14 protein-coding genes and 1 tRNA gene are annotated in these 16303 nt (G+C 49.7%); 5 read left to right on the forward strand and 10 right to left on the reverse strand.

Features of this window, described 5'->3' with window-relative positions; genetic code table 11:
- Positions 1 to 26: 26 nt before the first annotated feature.
- The gene (locus tag V3W40_RS07170; RefSeq protein ID WP_330214739.1) at positions 27 to 362 is read left to right on the forward strand and encodes a hypothetical protein; all 336 of its coding nucleotides are present in this window, start codon (positions 27 to 29) and stop codon (positions 360 to 362) included.
- A 96-nt stretch (positions 363 to 458) separates the two neighbouring features.
- On the opposite strand, the gene V3W40_RS07175 is transcribed toward V3W40_RS07170, so the two are convergent.
- Complete coding sequence (locus V3W40_RS07175; protein WP_330214740.1) at positions 459 to 1118, reverse strand: hypothetical protein; 660 nt, start codon at positions 1116 to 1118, stop codon at positions 459 to 461.
- 466 nt (positions 1119 to 1584) lie between these two features.
- Positions 1585 to 2493: an abortive infection family protein gene (locus V3W40_RS07180; protein ID WP_056789510.1), complete on the reverse strand. Its 909-nt coding sequence runs from the start codon at positions 2491 to 2493 to the stop codon at positions 1585 to 1587.
- A gap of 460 nt (positions 2494 to 2953) precedes the next feature.
- Here V3W40_RS07180 and V3W40_RS07185 point away from each other — a divergent pair, with 460 nt between their 5' ends.
- The 3 genes from V3W40_RS07185 (at position 2954) to V3W40_RS07195 (ending at position 5092) form a co-directional block, all read left to right on the forward strand.
- Positions 2954 to 3322, forward strand: a complete 369-nt coding sequence (locus V3W40_RS07185; protein WP_056789514.1) for a hypothetical protein — start codon at positions 2954 to 2956, stop codon at positions 3320 to 3322.
- Positions 3323 to 3384: 62 nt separating this feature from the next.
- Positions 3385 to 4557 carry a DUF3800 domain-containing protein gene (locus V3W40_RS07190; RefSeq protein ID WP_330214741.1) on the forward strand — a complete coding sequence of 391 codons (1173 nt, stop codon included), beginning with the start codon at positions 3385 to 3387 and terminating at the stop codon, positions 4555 to 4557.
- Entirely contained in the window at positions 4550 to 5092 is a 543-nt protein-coding gene (locus tag V3W40_RS07195; RefSeq protein WP_330214742.1) for a hypothetical protein, read from the forward strand. Before V3W40_RS07190 ends, V3W40_RS07195 begins: the two co-directional genes overlap by 8 nt.
- Positions 5093 to 5526: 434 nt before the next feature.
- Here V3W40_RS07195 and V3W40_RS07200 read toward each other — a convergent pair whose 3' ends face one another.
- The 4 genes from V3W40_RS07200 to V3W40_RS07215 all read right to left on the reverse strand — a co-directional run bounded on the left by V3W40_RS07200 (position 5527) and on the right by V3W40_RS07215 (position 8750).
- Complete coding sequence (locus V3W40_RS07200) at positions 5527 to 6750, reverse strand: hypothetical protein (RefSeq protein ID WP_330214743.1); 1224 nt, start codon at positions 6748 to 6750, stop codon at positions 5527 to 5529.
- 560 nt (positions 6751 to 7310) lie between these two features.
- Entirely contained in the window at positions 7311 to 7694 is a 384-nt protein-coding gene (locus V3W40_RS07205) for a hypothetical protein (protein WP_330214744.1), read from the reverse strand.
- Positions 7695 to 7785: 91 nt separating this feature from the next.
- Entirely contained in the window at positions 7786 to 8229 is a 444-nt protein-coding gene (locus tag V3W40_RS07210; RefSeq protein ID WP_099489887.1) for a hypothetical protein, read from the reverse strand.
- 47 nt (positions 8230 to 8276) lie between these two features.
- Positions 8277 to 8750 carry a DUF6957 family protein gene (locus tag V3W40_RS07215; RefSeq protein ID WP_330214745.1) on the reverse strand — a complete coding sequence of 158 codons (474 nt, stop codon included), beginning with the start codon at positions 8748 to 8750 and terminating at the stop codon, positions 8277 to 8279.
- Between the two features lie 93 nt (positions 8751 to 8843).
- Here V3W40_RS07215 and V3W40_RS07220 point away from each other — a divergent pair, with 93 nt between their 5' ends.
- Positions 8844 to 9308, forward strand: coding sequence for a helix-turn-helix domain-containing protein (locus V3W40_RS07220; RefSeq protein WP_330214746.1), 465 nt, complete (start codon positions 8844 to 8846; stop codon positions 9306 to 9308).
- Between the two features lie 136 nt (positions 9309 to 9444).
- Here the strand turns inward: V3W40_RS07220 and V3W40_RS07225 are convergent, their stop codons facing one another.
- From V3W40_RS07225 to V3W40_RS07240, 4 genes are all read right to left on the reverse strand, one after another.
- Entirely contained in the window at positions 9445 to 10098 is a 654-nt protein-coding gene (locus V3W40_RS07225; protein ID WP_330214747.1) for a hypothetical protein, read from the reverse strand.
- A gap of 4 nt (positions 10099 to 10102) precedes the next feature.
- Positions 10103 to 13510 carry a hypothetical protein gene (locus V3W40_RS07230; protein ID WP_330214748.1) on the reverse strand — a complete coding sequence of 1136 codons (3408 nt, stop codon included), beginning with the start codon at positions 13508 to 13510 and terminating at the stop codon, positions 10103 to 10105.
- Complete coding sequence (locus tag V3W40_RS07235; protein WP_330214749.1) at positions 13507 to 14850, reverse strand: tyrosine-type recombinase/integrase; 1344 nt, start codon at positions 14848 to 14850, stop codon at positions 13507 to 13509. The genes V3W40_RS07230 and V3W40_RS07235 overlap by 4 nt, the downstream gene beginning before the upstream one ends.
- A gap of 976 nt (positions 14851 to 15826) precedes the next feature.
- Positions 15827 to 15914 (reverse strand) — tRNA-Ser (locus V3W40_RS07240).
- Positions 15915 to 16303: the final 389 nt, after the last annotated feature.

The raw sequence follows: 16303 nt of genomic DNA on the forward strand, positions 1-16303 counted from the left end.
GATTACCGCCCACTTTGAGATGTTCTATGAACTCTGATTTAACCGAAGAAGAAATGCGTCGTGCCCTGTTCGGTGCGGCTCAGCCCGAAGAGCAGGTGCCCACTCCTCTAATAAAGGAGCCTGTGGAAGAGGTTGTGCTCGCGAAGCAGGTGCTCGCTCCAGCAACCAAGAAGAAAGTGGCGAAAGCATTTACGCCCAGGCTGAGGGTCACGCTTCGGGTTGGAAACGAGTTTGAGGGGAAAATGATCGAGTTGATTCACGAGGCCGATACGCTGAGCTCGTTGCTTGCTGAGCAGGAGGCTGTGAAGGCTGCCAAGAAAAAGTACAAGTACGTGGAATTGGTATCGGTCAAATCTATGTAGAAAACGTAGCTGGGCTCATGAGGTAAGACGTCGTGCGCTTAGGAGATCCCGTATCTCTCATGAGCAAGCCCCTATTCGCTCTGCTCTCTATCTGAGTCAACTCGGCGGCGTTGTCGACGAACAGCCCGTCACTTGTGGGTAAGTCTGGCAAACCAGCATAATTTTGTTTTTGGGCTCAAAGCCATGATCAATCATGCAGCGTTGCACTTCTGCAGTGCGCCCGATGCTGGCGACGTCCAGATTCGACCCAAGTGGTTTCGCATAACCGCACGCATACATCACTGGCAGGGCTTCACTATCATTGGCTACCTCGAATTCGAAATGGCGTGATGCTCCCGCTTTACGCCATGAGACCTGCATACGTTCATCCCGACCAGAATTAGGCTTGATTGGATGAAATGCTTCATCTTCTACAAACGGCAACGCTTCGAGCTGCGACAAACTGAGCGGGCGACCCTGCCTTTTTTCGACGCAGGCTGGCATATTCTCCATTATTTCACAGTATTCAAAGCCGTCTTTACGGGTAAAACCGAGACGCTGCATACACTGAAAATGAATTATTTCTTCGTTTATTGGGAAACGGTTTAATGGCCCTGCCACAGGGTCACCACATTCTGCCATTGCGGCTTTAACGTCCTCTACAGAGGTAGAAGCGCGTTTCCATTGGGTGAAAGACGCCGGTGGCGGGCACCCGGTGAGCAGAAGTACCGATGAGATCAGGACTGGGATGGTAATGATCTGAGATTTTCTGAACATATTTTGTCCTTAATTTATGTCAGGCCACCCGAATGGTGTCCAACTCCTCGGGGCGAATAATTCCACCATATGACTCCCACGGTACCAGTCGCTACCTGGGCGGTCTCAGGTATGCCGGGTGTCAAAACTGCCGGTTGATTTAAGCGATGTCCGTTCTTAATGAAATCTGATAAGCGCTACTCATGGAAAGGCTTAGCAACGCTGCAGTTGCCATCCATCAACATCGATAACTGAATCTACATAAGCCGGGCATTCGGGAGAGTTCTCGTGCCGCTCCTGTGACCTAGACCATGTAACGCGCACTCTAAAGGCGCTTGTGTCCTCTGGTGCCGCTGTAGCACCTGCCATTGTTATGTGGCGCAGAGCCCTGTGTTCATTCAAGATCGAAAATCACTCTGTCAGGCACATGCAGCTTTCCAAGCTTACACAGCTTGTAAAACCTCCGCCCACCGTGAGCGGGCTTCTTTTATTCCGGTTCCTGCTTGCCCTTCAAAATCGACTCCGTCTGCTTAAGTACAAACGCAGAGCAAGCCCCTGAGAGGTGATTGATAAGCTGTGCAACATCAGAGCCTGGCGGCGTGTAACCATCGTTTTTGCCATGGGCGGTGCTGCTGGAGTTCCTGAGAGTCCCGACCCCGTGGAAAATAGTTCCGATCCCTATAAGTGATTGCTTAGCTCCTTCATTCAGCGTGCCGGCTTCATGCAGTTTTTTTGCGGTACGAGAAATGAGACTTTGCATGGTCAGTGCTTCATATCCAGTATCCCTAAGCTGCTTGAGGCACGCTTTCAGGACTGTTTCTCCGTGAGAGCTGCTGCGAGCGATGGAGTCTTCTGGATCGACCTCTACAGCCTTCTGAGCCTTCTGCCATGACTCAAGCAAAGTGGGATGGTGCTCGAGCTGTTTTTCAATGTCTGAGTCAATGGCCGCTTTTTCTGCTGAGACAAACTCGGTTAACCATGCATTGGTGGTGCTGATAGTGATGTGCTCTTCTTCCAAACTCCTTGTGATATCTGCTACTAGCGATTCTAAGATTTCCGGTGTACTCAGCAAGAGCAGCCATTCAGGCTTGATTTCTGCTAGCTCGCATTCATTCCATTCAGGTTCGGGCCAGCCGTCTGCAAACCGCTCGACTCTTACAATCAGTCTCTCGCCATTGAAGAACAACCAGCCGGTGGTACCACCGCTTACGGCAATATCTTCTATCTCCCAATGATCAAGCGTTAATGACTTGCTAGAGCCGCAGCAGCCAAGGCCACCCGAAGAATCTAATAGCTTTTTATCGAACGTTTTCAGACGATCTATTAATCGTTGCCGTTCGCCCTTCACTTTTGTGGACAATGCCGCCAATCCGGTTAACACATCGTTCTTCGCCATGATTTTCTATCCCCTCAATCAGAACTGATCTTTTACAGGAGCCCGCCGAAAATCTCGACTGGGTACTCGACCCAGAACGGCAAACTAAAGTCTGCGGTCTGCCTCTAGGTGTAGTTACTACACGCAAACCGCAGTATCAACTCGCCTACAAGCCAAGAAATACAGGGCTCACAACGTTTCATCCTATGGCAGCTAATGGCGGTAAACAGGCGTTGCAGGATTCCCCAAGAACGACGATCAGTCGGCTGCTGACCGAGAACATCGCCCTACGCGAAAATACATCCCTCCCGCGATTCGAGCTCCAAACCTCGGGATCGTCCTCTGTTCACCTTGGGCATGAGCACAGTTTCTATGTGTGTAGCGCGCCCTATCAGCGAGAGCAAGCACAGGGATCAAGCTTGCAATGGCTTTTAGCCTCGATGCCAGCTAGATTTGGAGCTTTCTACGATCAAGGAAGGATATGAAAAAGCTCATCGCAGTAATGGGGATCTGTGTCGTACTTGGCGGTTGCGCTACGTCCCACTACACCGCAGGCCGAGACTTTCCGTCAGCTAGTGTAGCGAGCATCACCAAAGGCAAAACCACGACTGCTGAGTTGAAGTCGCTGTTTGGTGAGCCCTACGCCAAGAGCGCAGTCAGCGAGACTGACGAGAAGTGGATCTACACCTACACCAATGGCTCAGCCCATGCCCAAAGCTACGTGGTCACCATGAAGGTGACAACTACGGGCACTCAGAAAACGCTCGACGTCTTGATCCGAAATGACGTGGTCATCAACTACACGTTCAGCGAAGGCCCCGCTCCAGGCACTACCACTGCGACGAACTGAGTTCGCCACCTTGCCATTGGGCGACCCCACTGCGCTCAGCACGTTGTTGATGGAGCAAGCTCATGGACAGAACATATGCCTTCGTGGATGAGTCCGGGAACTCCGACCTTGATACGTCAAAGGGAGGAAGCTCGGGCTTCTTCATCGTGTGCTCCATTCTGGTGGCAGAGAAAGACCTGGAGGCTGCTTATGCCCAAGCTGAAGCACTCCGCATGCGTCATTTTCAAACGGGCGAGATCAAATCCAGCAATCTGAAGCCCAAGGATTCAGATCGCCGTGCTCGGATCCTAAATGAGCTCGCCGAGCTGCCATTCAAGCTCTATTTCACCGTCGTTGATAAGTCCCGAATTCACGAAGACGGCGGTCTCCGTATCAAGACCTCGTTCATAAAATACGTGAACGGGTTGCTCTATGAACGTTTGTTCCGCGCATACCCTGACCTCCAGATGATCGTAGACGAGCATGGTGGCCAGGAATTTCAGGAGAGCCTCAAAAGCTACGTTGCAGAACGATTCGTGGACGACCTATTTGGCGATAAGGATGCCTTCCGGACGATGGCCAGTAAGGACAACGTTTTGGTTCAGGTTGCAGATTTTTTTGCTGGCTCAGTCGCTCAGATCTACGAAGAGAAAGCATCGGAAGAAGCAGTTCTTGCCTACAAAAAGATCCTACGCAGCCTGACTCTTGGAATGCTTGAGTGGCCATCCAAGTACCAGTCTCTTCTGCCACCGCCGAAGGATGAGTCTGGGTATGCAGACTACCAGGTACACCAAGAAGCTCTCCGCCAGGCTGATCGTTTTAGCGAGCGGGCTGGCGAACACCCTGATGAAGATGAGCGCCTGCAATTGAGTATCCTGCGGTTCTTAAGATTTCAAAGCGAATTCGTCACCAAGGATTACGTGCTGACTACGGAGATCATGGCCCATCTAAAAGACAGCGGACTGGGAGAGGTCAACGGCCAGAGAATTCGTTCCAGTGGCATTGCCAAGCTTCGGGATGCGGACGTCATCATCACAAGCGCGGCCAAAGGCTACAAGATCCCTCAAACACGGGCAGACATTAACGAATTTCTTGAAAGAGCGTCAGGCATTGTTGTTCCTCTACTGGAACGGGTGAAAAAGGCTCGAGAGGTATATCGGCTGAGTAGTCGAGGAGAATATGACATCGTGACTGCAGCCAACCTGACTGAGCTAGCCAAGCTGCTCGCTGCGCTCGAGGCATTTGCAGATGACTGAACTCAGTAATGGCCAGGAACCTCACCAGGCTGCATTGATCCAGGATGAAATCCTAGAGATTTTGAAAGAGGCCAAGGTGCTCGCGCGTAGATTCTATCGCCTGACCGGCAAGCCGCTGGGCGTGACCGGCGAGGTCGCAGAGTACGAAGCTGCTGCTAGGCTCGGCCTGTTACTACATCCTGCAAGGCAGGCAGGTTACGACGCTACAGAGGCGCTGGAAGATGGTGTCGCGAGAATCCAGATCAAGGGTCGCTATATCCTGAACCGGCAAAAGATTACGGGACGTATGGGTGCAATCGATCTACGACAACCCTTCGATACTGTGCTCTTGGTGCTGCTTGATTCTGAGTTCAACGCATTTGCAATGTACGAAGCGAGTCGCGGCAAGGTAGAGGCAGCACTGACCCTGCCTGGCTCGAAAGCCAGAAATGAACGGGGAGCGCTGGCGATTAGGCAATTCATGTTGATAGCTACCTTACGCTGGTCTCGCCATGAGGCCAGCGGTGTTGGCGCTGACGCTGAATTGACCCATTGACCGATGCGGTACTGACCCAACACCAACCGACAGAATCCAGCGCTGGTAACACTCCCCCAAGCGAGGAGCCCGGGCCAGTGTAGTTTCGGTAACTGGGTCAATCCTGCTCTGGCGATAACAGCCAAGGCGTCAGGTGATCCAAGCGAGATGAAGAATGCCAAGGATCGCGTTCAGGCTGCCAAAGTGAGTCTAGGGGAGCGTGGGCCAGTTTGGTAGGGCGACGGTGCACCAGATTCGAATCGGCACCCAGTGGAAAACACTCTGTATGCTGACTGGTTTCGAACCACCGGGAGAGGTCAATAAGACTTATATGCTGCTCATAATTGTTTGAGCCTCAATCAGAGCTCTGAGCAAAACGCGCTGGCATACAAACGATGCCAGCGCTAGCCGGGTAACGCATCTGACACGCATGGAATCGGCTACGCCGTTCTGGATCAGCTCACCAAACGGTTCAGGTGTTCTATGAACGATTCGTCATCAGACAGTTGGGATGAGCTCAACGCTCCGAGTAGTTCTTGGGATCGAACCTTGAAGAACATTTGAGCAGTTTCATCCCAATCTTTTCCATTGGTCATACCGAAAATATCAATGAACGTGAGACGGGTGGAAAAGATGTAAATTGGGGCGCCGTTGTACGCTTGAGTATCCACATGCCATGCCCACTTACCATCAGTGCCGGAGGGAATGGAAAGCTCTAGTTGACTGATCAGGGCTTCATCAGGGCCGACGAAGTCGATACTGTCCCCCCAAACACCGAAGCCTATGCTCAGCTCAGGCAAACCTTCCGAAGCCGGTGAGATGTCGTAACAAGTTTTAGAGAGAACCCCAGCCCAGACTAGGAGTGACGAAGCGCTGGCCTTTTGTCCCTCGTAGCTAAGGGCTGCTCCGAAAAACGTAGGTGGGGTCAGTTCACCTAGATGAGCATGCTGTAAAGGGAAGCCATCAGTCGTGCTGTTGATTGCCACCAAGCTTTGGGATAATTCACGTTTTGCAATGCTTCCAAGCTGCGTCATCCCCTGATGGAGTCGCTCATAGGCTGGAAGCACAACGATGTCGCTTAGTTCGAAATGAGTACCGGCCATCCCAATTTCCTCCATGTGTTGTGTAACTTTCAGTCCAATATAATTAAAAGCACTACCAGGGTTCCCTTTGCGATAGCAGCGGCGCATCACGTTGAATACACGGCTCCAATAGCTAACAGGCCCGAACCAGCAGGCGGGTGGATCAGTGGTATAGGTGATGAAAGCGACCCCGCCGTATCGCTCCGGCCTGCTATCTCGATACGCTTGATAGAGTGGGAGCTGATGTTTTACTTCTCCTGTCTCCTCACTCTCGTAAGAAGTGAACCCAGCTGAGACCTTGTTCTCGATGATCAGGAAGAAATTCTTCCCAGAGCCTACAAGGTCTGGACGCTTACCGGTCGCGTCTCCGTAACCTGGCCCAATAATGTGCTGCGTGTCCCAGCGAACAGTTGCCAAGGTAGAGCTATCACCGATTGAATCTTCGCAGTATCCAAAAATGCCTTCTAGCACCTCTCCGAGCATTCCGGCCTCAGTAGCAAGCCGCAGCCATTCGGCCAAGAGCTCCGTTAGATAATCTTCGCAGGCATTCCTAAATTCAGACTGACGATAGCGGTATAACCGAGAGAAAAATGTCATTTGGTACCTATCCCTGAGACTCCCAAAACACTGCAGCCTTTGTCGGTTGATGTTGGCCAGAACTTTAGGAAAAGGAGTAAGTACCACAGTCCTCAGCAAGCGGAGTGCGCCGGCCCGAAGGGCCATAGTCGTGAGGTTGGAAGCCCATACATTCGCTCATGGCTATCTCCTCACCGGTTTGATGATTCTGGGAAAGCATTCGAAGTCGGTGAAACGAACAAGCAATCTCAGAGATCGTCTTTTTCCTTTCGGATTTCAAACTCCCCAAACGCCTAAATAGATATTCTTACAGGTCATTTTGGTGATGAGGCCGTGTTCCAAAAATATTCGTGGGATGTCACTCATCAGACTGGCTATTTCCCAGGGCTCCGTCACGGGCGGTGTAATTTCTTCCACAAAGTCGTCGAGATCAAACTATCGCATAACTTTAAAAGGGCCCGCCCTGTCGTACCCTTCGAAGATACCTGATGCGATGCAAATGACTTCGCCTTCTCTAACGATCATGACAAAACCTCTAGGTTTTTCAGGAGGCTTCGCTCACGGCAAAAACAAGCAGACCGTTACTGAAGTACCGGTGGTACGGAATGGTGCTGTCCTCGTGAAAGGCGCAAATATTCACGCAGGCTCGTGCGCCCGTTGTCACGTTGGAAGGTTGCGAGCACGTACCGGCTATTTTCCGTAGTCATCACCCAAAACCTCCCCTCACGTTCGACCTTCAGCACGTCAGAAGTCCTGATCAGGTGGCCATCGCCAAACCGACCGTACTGGTCTTTACGCTTGTGGCCAAAAACAACACCGATGCCTGCGCGCGCCCTGATGGATACGCCGCAAAGGTAAGCAGTTACCGGTATGTCGAAGCCCTGTTCTTGGGCTTTTATGATTCGCAAAAGGTCGAAGTCTGTATGGCGTTTAGCATGGAAATTTACATCAATGGTGTCGAGCATCTTTGCGCTCCAATGGGGAGTCCGTATGGCGTCATCAGGAATTTCACACGCAACCAGAGGCGCTGGTATCGTGGGGGATTCTTGATAAATTTCAGGCTGATCGAATCATGGTTTCAAGAAAAATTGGCCGGCAGTTCTGTAGTAACTGAACTTGAAAACCTGGGCGGTGTGAGTTGTGGTAAATAGCTCCACTGTCCACCTCCATCAGACTGACTTCAAAGTCGTTATCATCACCGACAGTCACCTTAACGACACGATCCATGCGCCAGCCATCGCAGTTATTCATCCAAGGCGGGGTAACCACTTGCACGTCGACTATCACTTCCCCCGCATTTTGCTGCACAAGCATTTGCTGCAGTCTGTGCTCACCTTCGATCATTCGCGTGAACTCAGTGCTTCGACCCTGCTCGCTGATTCGAACGGTCAAGTGATACCAGTGCGATCTGAGCACCCGTGACACGCCCTGCCAGTGCATCAAGCCTTCGCCAAACAATCCCGGAACGCCAATAGCGTCTGAGTCTTCAGTTCTGAACATCAGGTGCCTCAGTTTTCTGCGGACGCAAAGCAGCCCGGTTGGTTAATTCAAAATAGAGAGAAGATCTCTTTGATGGTTGCTGATTTGCGATGACCCGGCCCGAGCAGCACATAGACGCTATTCCGAGTTTCGAACAGAAAGCCGTCGTTGAACGCAGTGCCCATACTCGACCTGACCCAGTGGCCAGGTTCAAAACGTCTCTGCTCGTCATCCACGACCTTGTGGGCAAACATAAACATTGGTTGGCAGCCTGCGGCGGATACTTTGGCTCGCTCTTCGTCGGTGACGATGGCATCTAGGACAATCCACTCCTCGACGGCGCATAGGGGCATCCATTTGTAGCGCTTTCTGGCTACATTAAGGGCCTCGTCTATAGCGAGTCTGCAGCCTTCCAATTCAGTCCCAGCATCCCCCAACAGCCCATCGTCGATAAGACTGCCCATCCACTCCTCCCTAAATTTGCATGAATTGACGACGCCCACCAACAGCAGCAGAGATTGATTGCGGCGCAATACTCGCATGTCATCTCGACCTAAGCGCCACTCATATCAATATATAGATTTGTGTGACGCTAGGCAAACACGGCATACCGTCTACTTTTGCGGGTATGGAAAATGTCGCTGCGTAAATCCTTCGCAGCAGCGCTCAAGCTGCTTCGCACACAACGTGGTTTTTCTCAGGTTGAGATCTCCAAAACCGTTGTGCAATCCCACGTCAGTCAGCTCGAGAGTGCATTGACCACTGCTACAGTCGACGTGAGCTACGAGCTCGCCTGCGCCCTAAGTATTCAACCACTGACGTTGTTCACGCTGACACTCGCTGGACACAAGCAACAGACGGGACGCCAAATTCTTCTAGACTGCTTGGCTGAGCTCGAAAACTTAGATTTAGCGGATACGCTCCTACCAGATGAACCACCCGCAAAAATGACGCCAGCGATGGTAGAAGCTAGAAAGAAGTGGGTCGCAGTACAGGAAATGAAAGCTCAAGGTTTAACCCAAGCAGAGGTGCGCAAGCGACTAGCCCTACCTGAGCCGACAGTACGTAGGCTCTGGCATCGAGAATCGGCGGGCAACTAAGAGGACGGCAGACGATTGCAACCTTGGATTAGATAGCTATCCATCAACCAGAAAAAGTGCTTTGAGTTGAGATGTGCTAAATCGTAAAAGATTTATTTTAAATACGGATCTACTCCATATTTTCCTGAGGTGAGTTTTATATATCCAGTTTCTGACGCAAGCCCTCAAGCCGCAATAGGTCATCGTACGTAGCAATCAAGTCCATCGGCCCATGCAAGCCAGCAACCGTGAAATCTGTATCTTCCTCACCTGGCATTTTCGTAACAAACATCCCGCCTGCGCCACTTAATACGTCATCAAGCATACCAATAACGAACTTAAGATCGCCTGATAAGCAAGCATTATCTTTTAGCAATTTCTCGCCATCTAGACTCGATACAGAGTCGCCTGAATCAAGATTTCGGATCGTCAGTTTAAGCTGTTCAATGTGGCCCGCCAGACTAGCATTTCGTATTTTTAGCGCTTCGAAGTCTGAGGAGCTTATCGAGACTGGAACGCAAGATTCCACGTTCTGACCTAGATGCTGCTCAAGGATTTGCCGGTACTTATCATTTCTCAACAGTGTGATGTGACTGATAGGTTTAAAGACTTTAGCTTGCATCTCACTTGGCAAACCTAAATAGTTCCTTAACTCAATTTCGGCGACGATTTTGGCAACTGCTTTAGCCAAATTAGTTATATTTTCATAGTTAGCAGATGACAAAACATCCAAGGCACTTTGGATACGTGCAATCCGAGCAGCCCTAGCCTCCTCCCTGTGCTCTTCAAATGTATCAACGCGCGATGCCAAGAGATTACCCCTCCGGTAGAATGACCCCAATTTTAGCAGACATGGATTGCACAGGCTTAGCTTCCAAGGACGGATTAGCAGCAGCGTGTCCAATTTTAACCACATCCCTCACATTCAGCACTCCGGCGGTAAGCATGCTCGCAATCTGGGAGGATAGCTGATGGCTCGGAGGCCTGGGGTCGACACGCAACAGTTCTTCAAACCTACCTTGCCGCACAAGCATCATGCTACGCATGTAAGCAAATTTTTGATCAAGACGCGCACTGTTAACATCAGGAAAGTTTTGAACGTCGATAAGACGCTTCAGCAGGTGCTCACCTTCTGAAAGGTGAATTTTCTTATAATGAGCGGTCAACCCTTTCTTATCCGTGAGAAATAGGCTTTTGACATCCCCATCAGTAGCCATTTTGTAGAGCTGTTGTTCAATTGCTTCAAGAGCACAAGCCTCCCTAGCATGGCGGTCGTATTCACTATTGAGCGTCTCCTCCACCTGGTGATTCCGAGAGGACGGTTTCAGAGCCTGGTACTCCCTCAGTTTGTCCAAGACACCCCGCATCATTTCTTTAGACTTATCTTTTTCCGCACACACGGCTGGCAGATGATCAACGCCTCGAATTGCGTAGGGGCAAAGTGCGCAAGGTCTACCCACGCCGAGTTGATCCACAACCTCTTTCGGACAATGGTTGTTAAAAGGACAGATATGACAGTTGTTATATGCCAGTGTCGTGTAACGTTTGGCGCGCAAAACCTCCAGGCCGTTTTGCTCTTCCTTAACACCAGTCAAGCTCATCAGACCATGAGTCTCAATAGCCTTAATTGGGTCTTGATGTATGCTGTCCTTCAACCTTGCATTCAGCTTGAGAACCGCCTGCGCAAGTTCTGGCGCTTCACCGCCTTGAAGCTTGTCCATATTCTTGGTCATATAGTCAGCGAGTAGTTTCTGGTGGTCGGGCATATTTTCATCATCGAAAATGGTGTAATACCATACAAGCTCTTCCGTCTGTCCCGTCATAAATTGACCAATGATAGAAGGTGGCAGGAAGCGCATCGCCTCAGTCACAAATCCAGCACGCAAACCGTGAGGGGTATGCGGACTGCTGAGTGAGCTCACTGAAACCTTACTCAGAGACAAATCGTCGTATCCTGCGATAGGCGTTTTCTCATTCGGTGCGGTCTTAATGAAAACCAAATCCTCACCAGAGTCATCTTCCATAATGATCTTGATGAAATACTGAAGAATCATCAAAAAAATAGGAAAATGCCGGTTATTTTTCCAGTTACTGTCTGTGGTACCTGAATTACGAAAAAGAGGTTTGTATTGACCAAATTTCGAACCCTCTGTCATACCATACCAGAGATCTTCCTTGTAAGACTCGGAACTGCACGAGTCATACCATTTCTTTTGTCGATCCATGATATGGATAACATGCCTGGACACAATGGCAGTCCATTCACCATGAGACTTATCTGAACTTACGAAAAGCGGCGCTAAAGGACTCTTCCAGTAGCGATCCAGAACACAATCATATTTATCCTTGTTAAGCCACGCGAGGTGGTGCTGACGAAGCCCCGTCTCGCACATAAGCTGTGTCAATCGTACCTCGTTGGGAGAGACGAGTTGCAACACACGCCCTCCAATTTCGAAGTCAACAATTTTATAAAAGCGGGGTAAGAAATCAAACCTATATATCTGTTTCTCATGATAAAAAATAGGCGTGTAATTCAACAGGGATTGGTTGACCTGCTCCATGCCCTGAACCTCCCGCGAAATCAACCCCGCCCATGCATGGGAGTGCAGAAGGTCAGCCATAGACGGCTGAAGTAGCTTTCCATCCATTACGCCGTAATTGATGTCCATTTCCTTCCGACCTGCGACGAATGGCATCAAATTGATATGCTCGGCCAGGTACTCAAGGCTATAGAGCATGCTGAGAAATGTGGCGAAATAAGGGCGTGGGATAGGGCGCTTTACTGTTCCCGACTTCTTTTCAATCGACGGAAAGCAAGAACTTGTGAAAGTACACTTAGATTCGTTAGCGTCAGGCAAGGCAAGACGATTATCTTCAACATACTCACAGAAGTGCTGCATAATCAACACTCGCGAATAGTGAGTTTCATTAGTCCAACCATGCGCTCTAGCGAACGCCTCCACATATGTCAAAAAAGTATGAGGCGGAGCCCGCAAATATTTGATAACGCCGTCTAAGAAAATTGATTCACGTGTAAAATACAGACTGCAAGAAAAGTCATTAAGTGTCCTGGGATAGTTTTCAAGCGACCCGTCACGGCGCATGAAGAAATTCGGTAGGTAGGCTAACAAATAGCTCATAAGCATACCAAGCATGAACGTGTGGCCGTCCGACTTCTGCAACCGCTTAGACTTCAAAAAAGATCTGAAAACGGCGTCGATATGAAGCGCAAACGCCTGTACTTGCGGATGCGACCATTCAAAAAAAGGGAACCGGGCGCCCTCCTCTCCTAAACTAAAGATTTCTCTGATACGAGGTGAGGGGAAGTGGGCTTTGAACGTTTCTTTGAAGTCGAAATCACGATTTCCAGAGGCTAACTGTTGCGCGACTTCAAACGACCTCAAAACGGACTCTTCAGCTGCAGTCTTTACCTTCACCTTAGTCGAAATGCGACGTCCCAAGCGAACACGCTCCGGCTTTGCTACTAGCTTAGATATCTTGTATTGGGCAAAGATCGCTTCTACTAGCGCCTTTTTTTCTTCGCACGCGGCAGTAACACTCAGGAGGAAGTCGTTGACGTAATACCTACGAAGCGGCAAGACGCCAACACCGTTCGCACTATCAAATAACTTCTGACAGTCCTCCGACTGGATATCATCCACACCATAAAAGTTTGTACTCAGCAGCAACCTCAGCCAAAAATTAACTCGACTACTTCCGTCATTGAATTCGCCTCTTTTGAAGATACTCGCGATCTTTGACTCAGGATGCAGGCCCCGAATCAAGGTGAGCGACTCAACATCAAGCTTCTCACAGAGCATATCAAAACACTCAACCTGATGATTGATTGTCTGAATTGACAACGGTGCAATCAGCACTCTCCGCCCCCAAAGGGCAATGAACACCATACGAAAAAATTGGCTCAGTGCCGTGCCGTAGGAGGGTGGTGTATTTGCGAGCGTGCGGTCGACATAGCTAAGCGTGACTTCACTATCACGAAATGTCACTTGCAAAAGAGCATCGAGTTCTGGTCTTCCCCACCTACTGATATCGACGCCACAATTCAAAACCGCCTCAACCTTATAAGCTAAGGAAGTGGTGCTGCTTACACCATGAACTTTCCTGTAAATTTGGCGTACAAGCGAGACGGCCTGTCGAAACTCGCCATTCAGTTGCTCGTCGGAAACCAACCAAATAGCGCTGTTCTTATTCAAATTAATCATGCCGCCTCCCCTACAGAGATCAAAAGCTTCAACTGCTCAATTTCACTCTCCAGATGTTTGATCTGCACTTGAGTTACGCTAAAATTAGATGCAGACATTCGAAGCATGTTAATCGCGGCAAATGTCGCCTCGAGCATTTTTGCATCCTTGCGCGCGTAACGTTCCGTAGATTTGATTGACTTATGCCCCATCAACGTCTGCACCACCTTGAGCTCCAACCCGAACTTGTTTTTACCCGCTGGATTAGGACAATGATTAACAAGATAATAGGCGTACATATGACGCAATGAATGGAAGCCATAGCTAGTGCCCGTCAAGTTGGCTGCGGCCCTACTAAATCGCTCCCAAACTGCTTGGTAGGATAGAGGCATAGCATTGCCATTTTTGAGGTTACGAAAAAGAAAACGATGCAGAACTGGACGGCGCCGTTCTTTTTCCTTTGCACGCTGCTCTTCGTTGTAGAGACCAAGGTTGTACCAAAACATCGAGGCAAATGGCTCAATAAGGAAAGTACCGGGCTTGTCCCTTCCTTTATGATTAAGCTTATTCAGATCTGCTTCAGACATGTAATCAATCAGCACATCCCGACGCGTATCAGGATCAACGATATATATCTTGTTCAGATTCGGATGCTCAGTGTCGACCTCAATATCATCAAGCAGTACCGTCAGGGCTTCTGAAATCCTACAACCAGATGCAGCGATGAGCGACCACAGCACCTTGTCTCTCAGACAAAGTGCGCTGTCGATCAGAGATTTGCACTTATCAATAGGAAATGCTATCTCATCGCCCCCAAACTCATCTGTGCGCGCCAAAGTTGATGCCTTTGATTTGGGTGCAAGATTTTGCATCTTGATTCGCTTCACACCGCCTGCAAGGCAACCCGCTAACCAACTATTAGCTTTAATAGATGCACTGACAGCCTTAGGGGCATCAATGTGTTTAGAGATAGTAAGAGGCATCATCGAGATCGCCGCTTCAGATACATAACCACTGCGCTGCATTTGAAGCAAGCCGTCTCGCATAGCCTCACTAGCAGCGATGAAACGGTTTACTGCAACAAGATGCACACCGACAGATGCCCCCGAAATTTTCGGGGAGCTCAGCGCCTTTGCAGCATCACGAGCAATCGGTGCATCACTACCTTCTCCGAAGACCAGATAACTTTCATAGCTATCCAAAGCATCATTGAGAAGAGTCGGGGTAAGGCCGTGGTTATAGATGCTAACTTGGTGCATGAAGTTAAGAAGGCTTTGAACCGCATAGCAGTACGCCTTAACGGTTTTGAATTTCTTCAATTTGGCTAACTGATAAGCCCAGCTATCAAAAAATTCAGACATCGCCTGATCCGGACATAGGAGCCGGAAAGTAGGGATACCGTTACGGGTGGTTTCATACAGTTCTACGTGTTTCATAACCTGACATGCGCCCTCATATAATTCTTCAGAGCATGACTGGCTCCAAATTTCGGGCGCATCCTTCCACATCAAAATGATGAACGCAATAAGATGCAATAAATTAGTTGCATCTTACAGTATGCTCGCAGCATACCGTTTTTTAAACGCTCAATGAGGGCTGCTATGATGGTGTGACACCGCCCCCAATAGAGGGCTAGTCATATCGTCGCGATTAACAGCGACGGACGAAACAGGTGGCTCTGCGTCCAAGCGAATGCTTTGTCAGCTCGGGCTCTCCTATGACGCACATCCCATCTCGTTTACCGCTGCTAAGTGAACGGAAGCTTTTTAAGACCAGAAATGGATTCAAGCTGGCGCCACATCGGCGACTTTTCGATACCAAAAATCCAGCAACATCGTGCGGGGAGGATCAGCCAGGAATCGGAGGAAATCGGTCTCTGAACGAAGACTCTGCACGAGAAGTAATGTTGCCGAAGGAGGAAGCCAATCAGTTCGCCAATCTGAAAATGTCCCTACCGAGCATCTTACGCCGCAGCTTTTTCATTTCTGCTAGTCATCAACGGGGCATCACAATGTGCACATGCCCTCTCCTTTGGCCACCATCAGACTCTGGGCTCTAGCTCATATTAGGATTGAGGCAAATCGCCCGACTAGCGAACCACGTTCATTTATTGGACGTGCGTCTAGGGGAAGAACAGAGAGAAGTGAAAGGTAGCCACTCACCAACCCAAAGCGTCAACTCAAAGGATTGGCAAGGCGCAACTGGAATTGTTGCAGTCTTAGAGAGCACCTCATTTTATCCAGAGAGCGGCACGCCCTACTCCATCTCTCGTCCGAAAAAAACACAAAAAAAGGGCCTAGATTTTCATCTAAGCCCTTGATTTTGTTGAGTTCGCGGCGGGAAACCAGGGATTCGAACCCTGGGAACGCTATTAACGTTCGCCGGTTTTCAAGACCGGTGCATTCAACCACTCTGCCAATTTCCCGTTTATTCCGATGACGCGATGAAGCGGTACAGCAAGGTGCAACTGGAGATAGCCTTAGATAAGAACCCTGGGAACGCTATTAACGTTCGCCGGTTTTCAAGACCGGTGCATTCAACCACTCTGCCAATTTCCCGTTTATTCCGATGACGCGATGAAGCGGTACAGCAAGGTGCAACTGGAGATAGCCTTAGATAAGAACCCTGGGAACGCTATTAACGTTCGCCGGTTTTCAAGACCGGTGCATTCAACCACTCTGCCAATTTCCCTTGTGCATCACAGGATTAGGGTAGCCCATCCTGTCTCAGCGGGCGCCATAATACCCGAATGAAACACACTGTCAAACTCTCGCCATCGCTTGTTACAGAGCGTCTGTTATGATCTTTGCGACT

It is taken from the genome of Pseudomonas sp. AM8, assembly GCF_036346475.1.
GTDB classification, from domain to species: domain Bacteria; phylum Pseudomonadota; class Gammaproteobacteria; order Pseudomonadales; family Pseudomonadaceae; genus Aquipseudomonas; species Aquipseudomonas marginalis.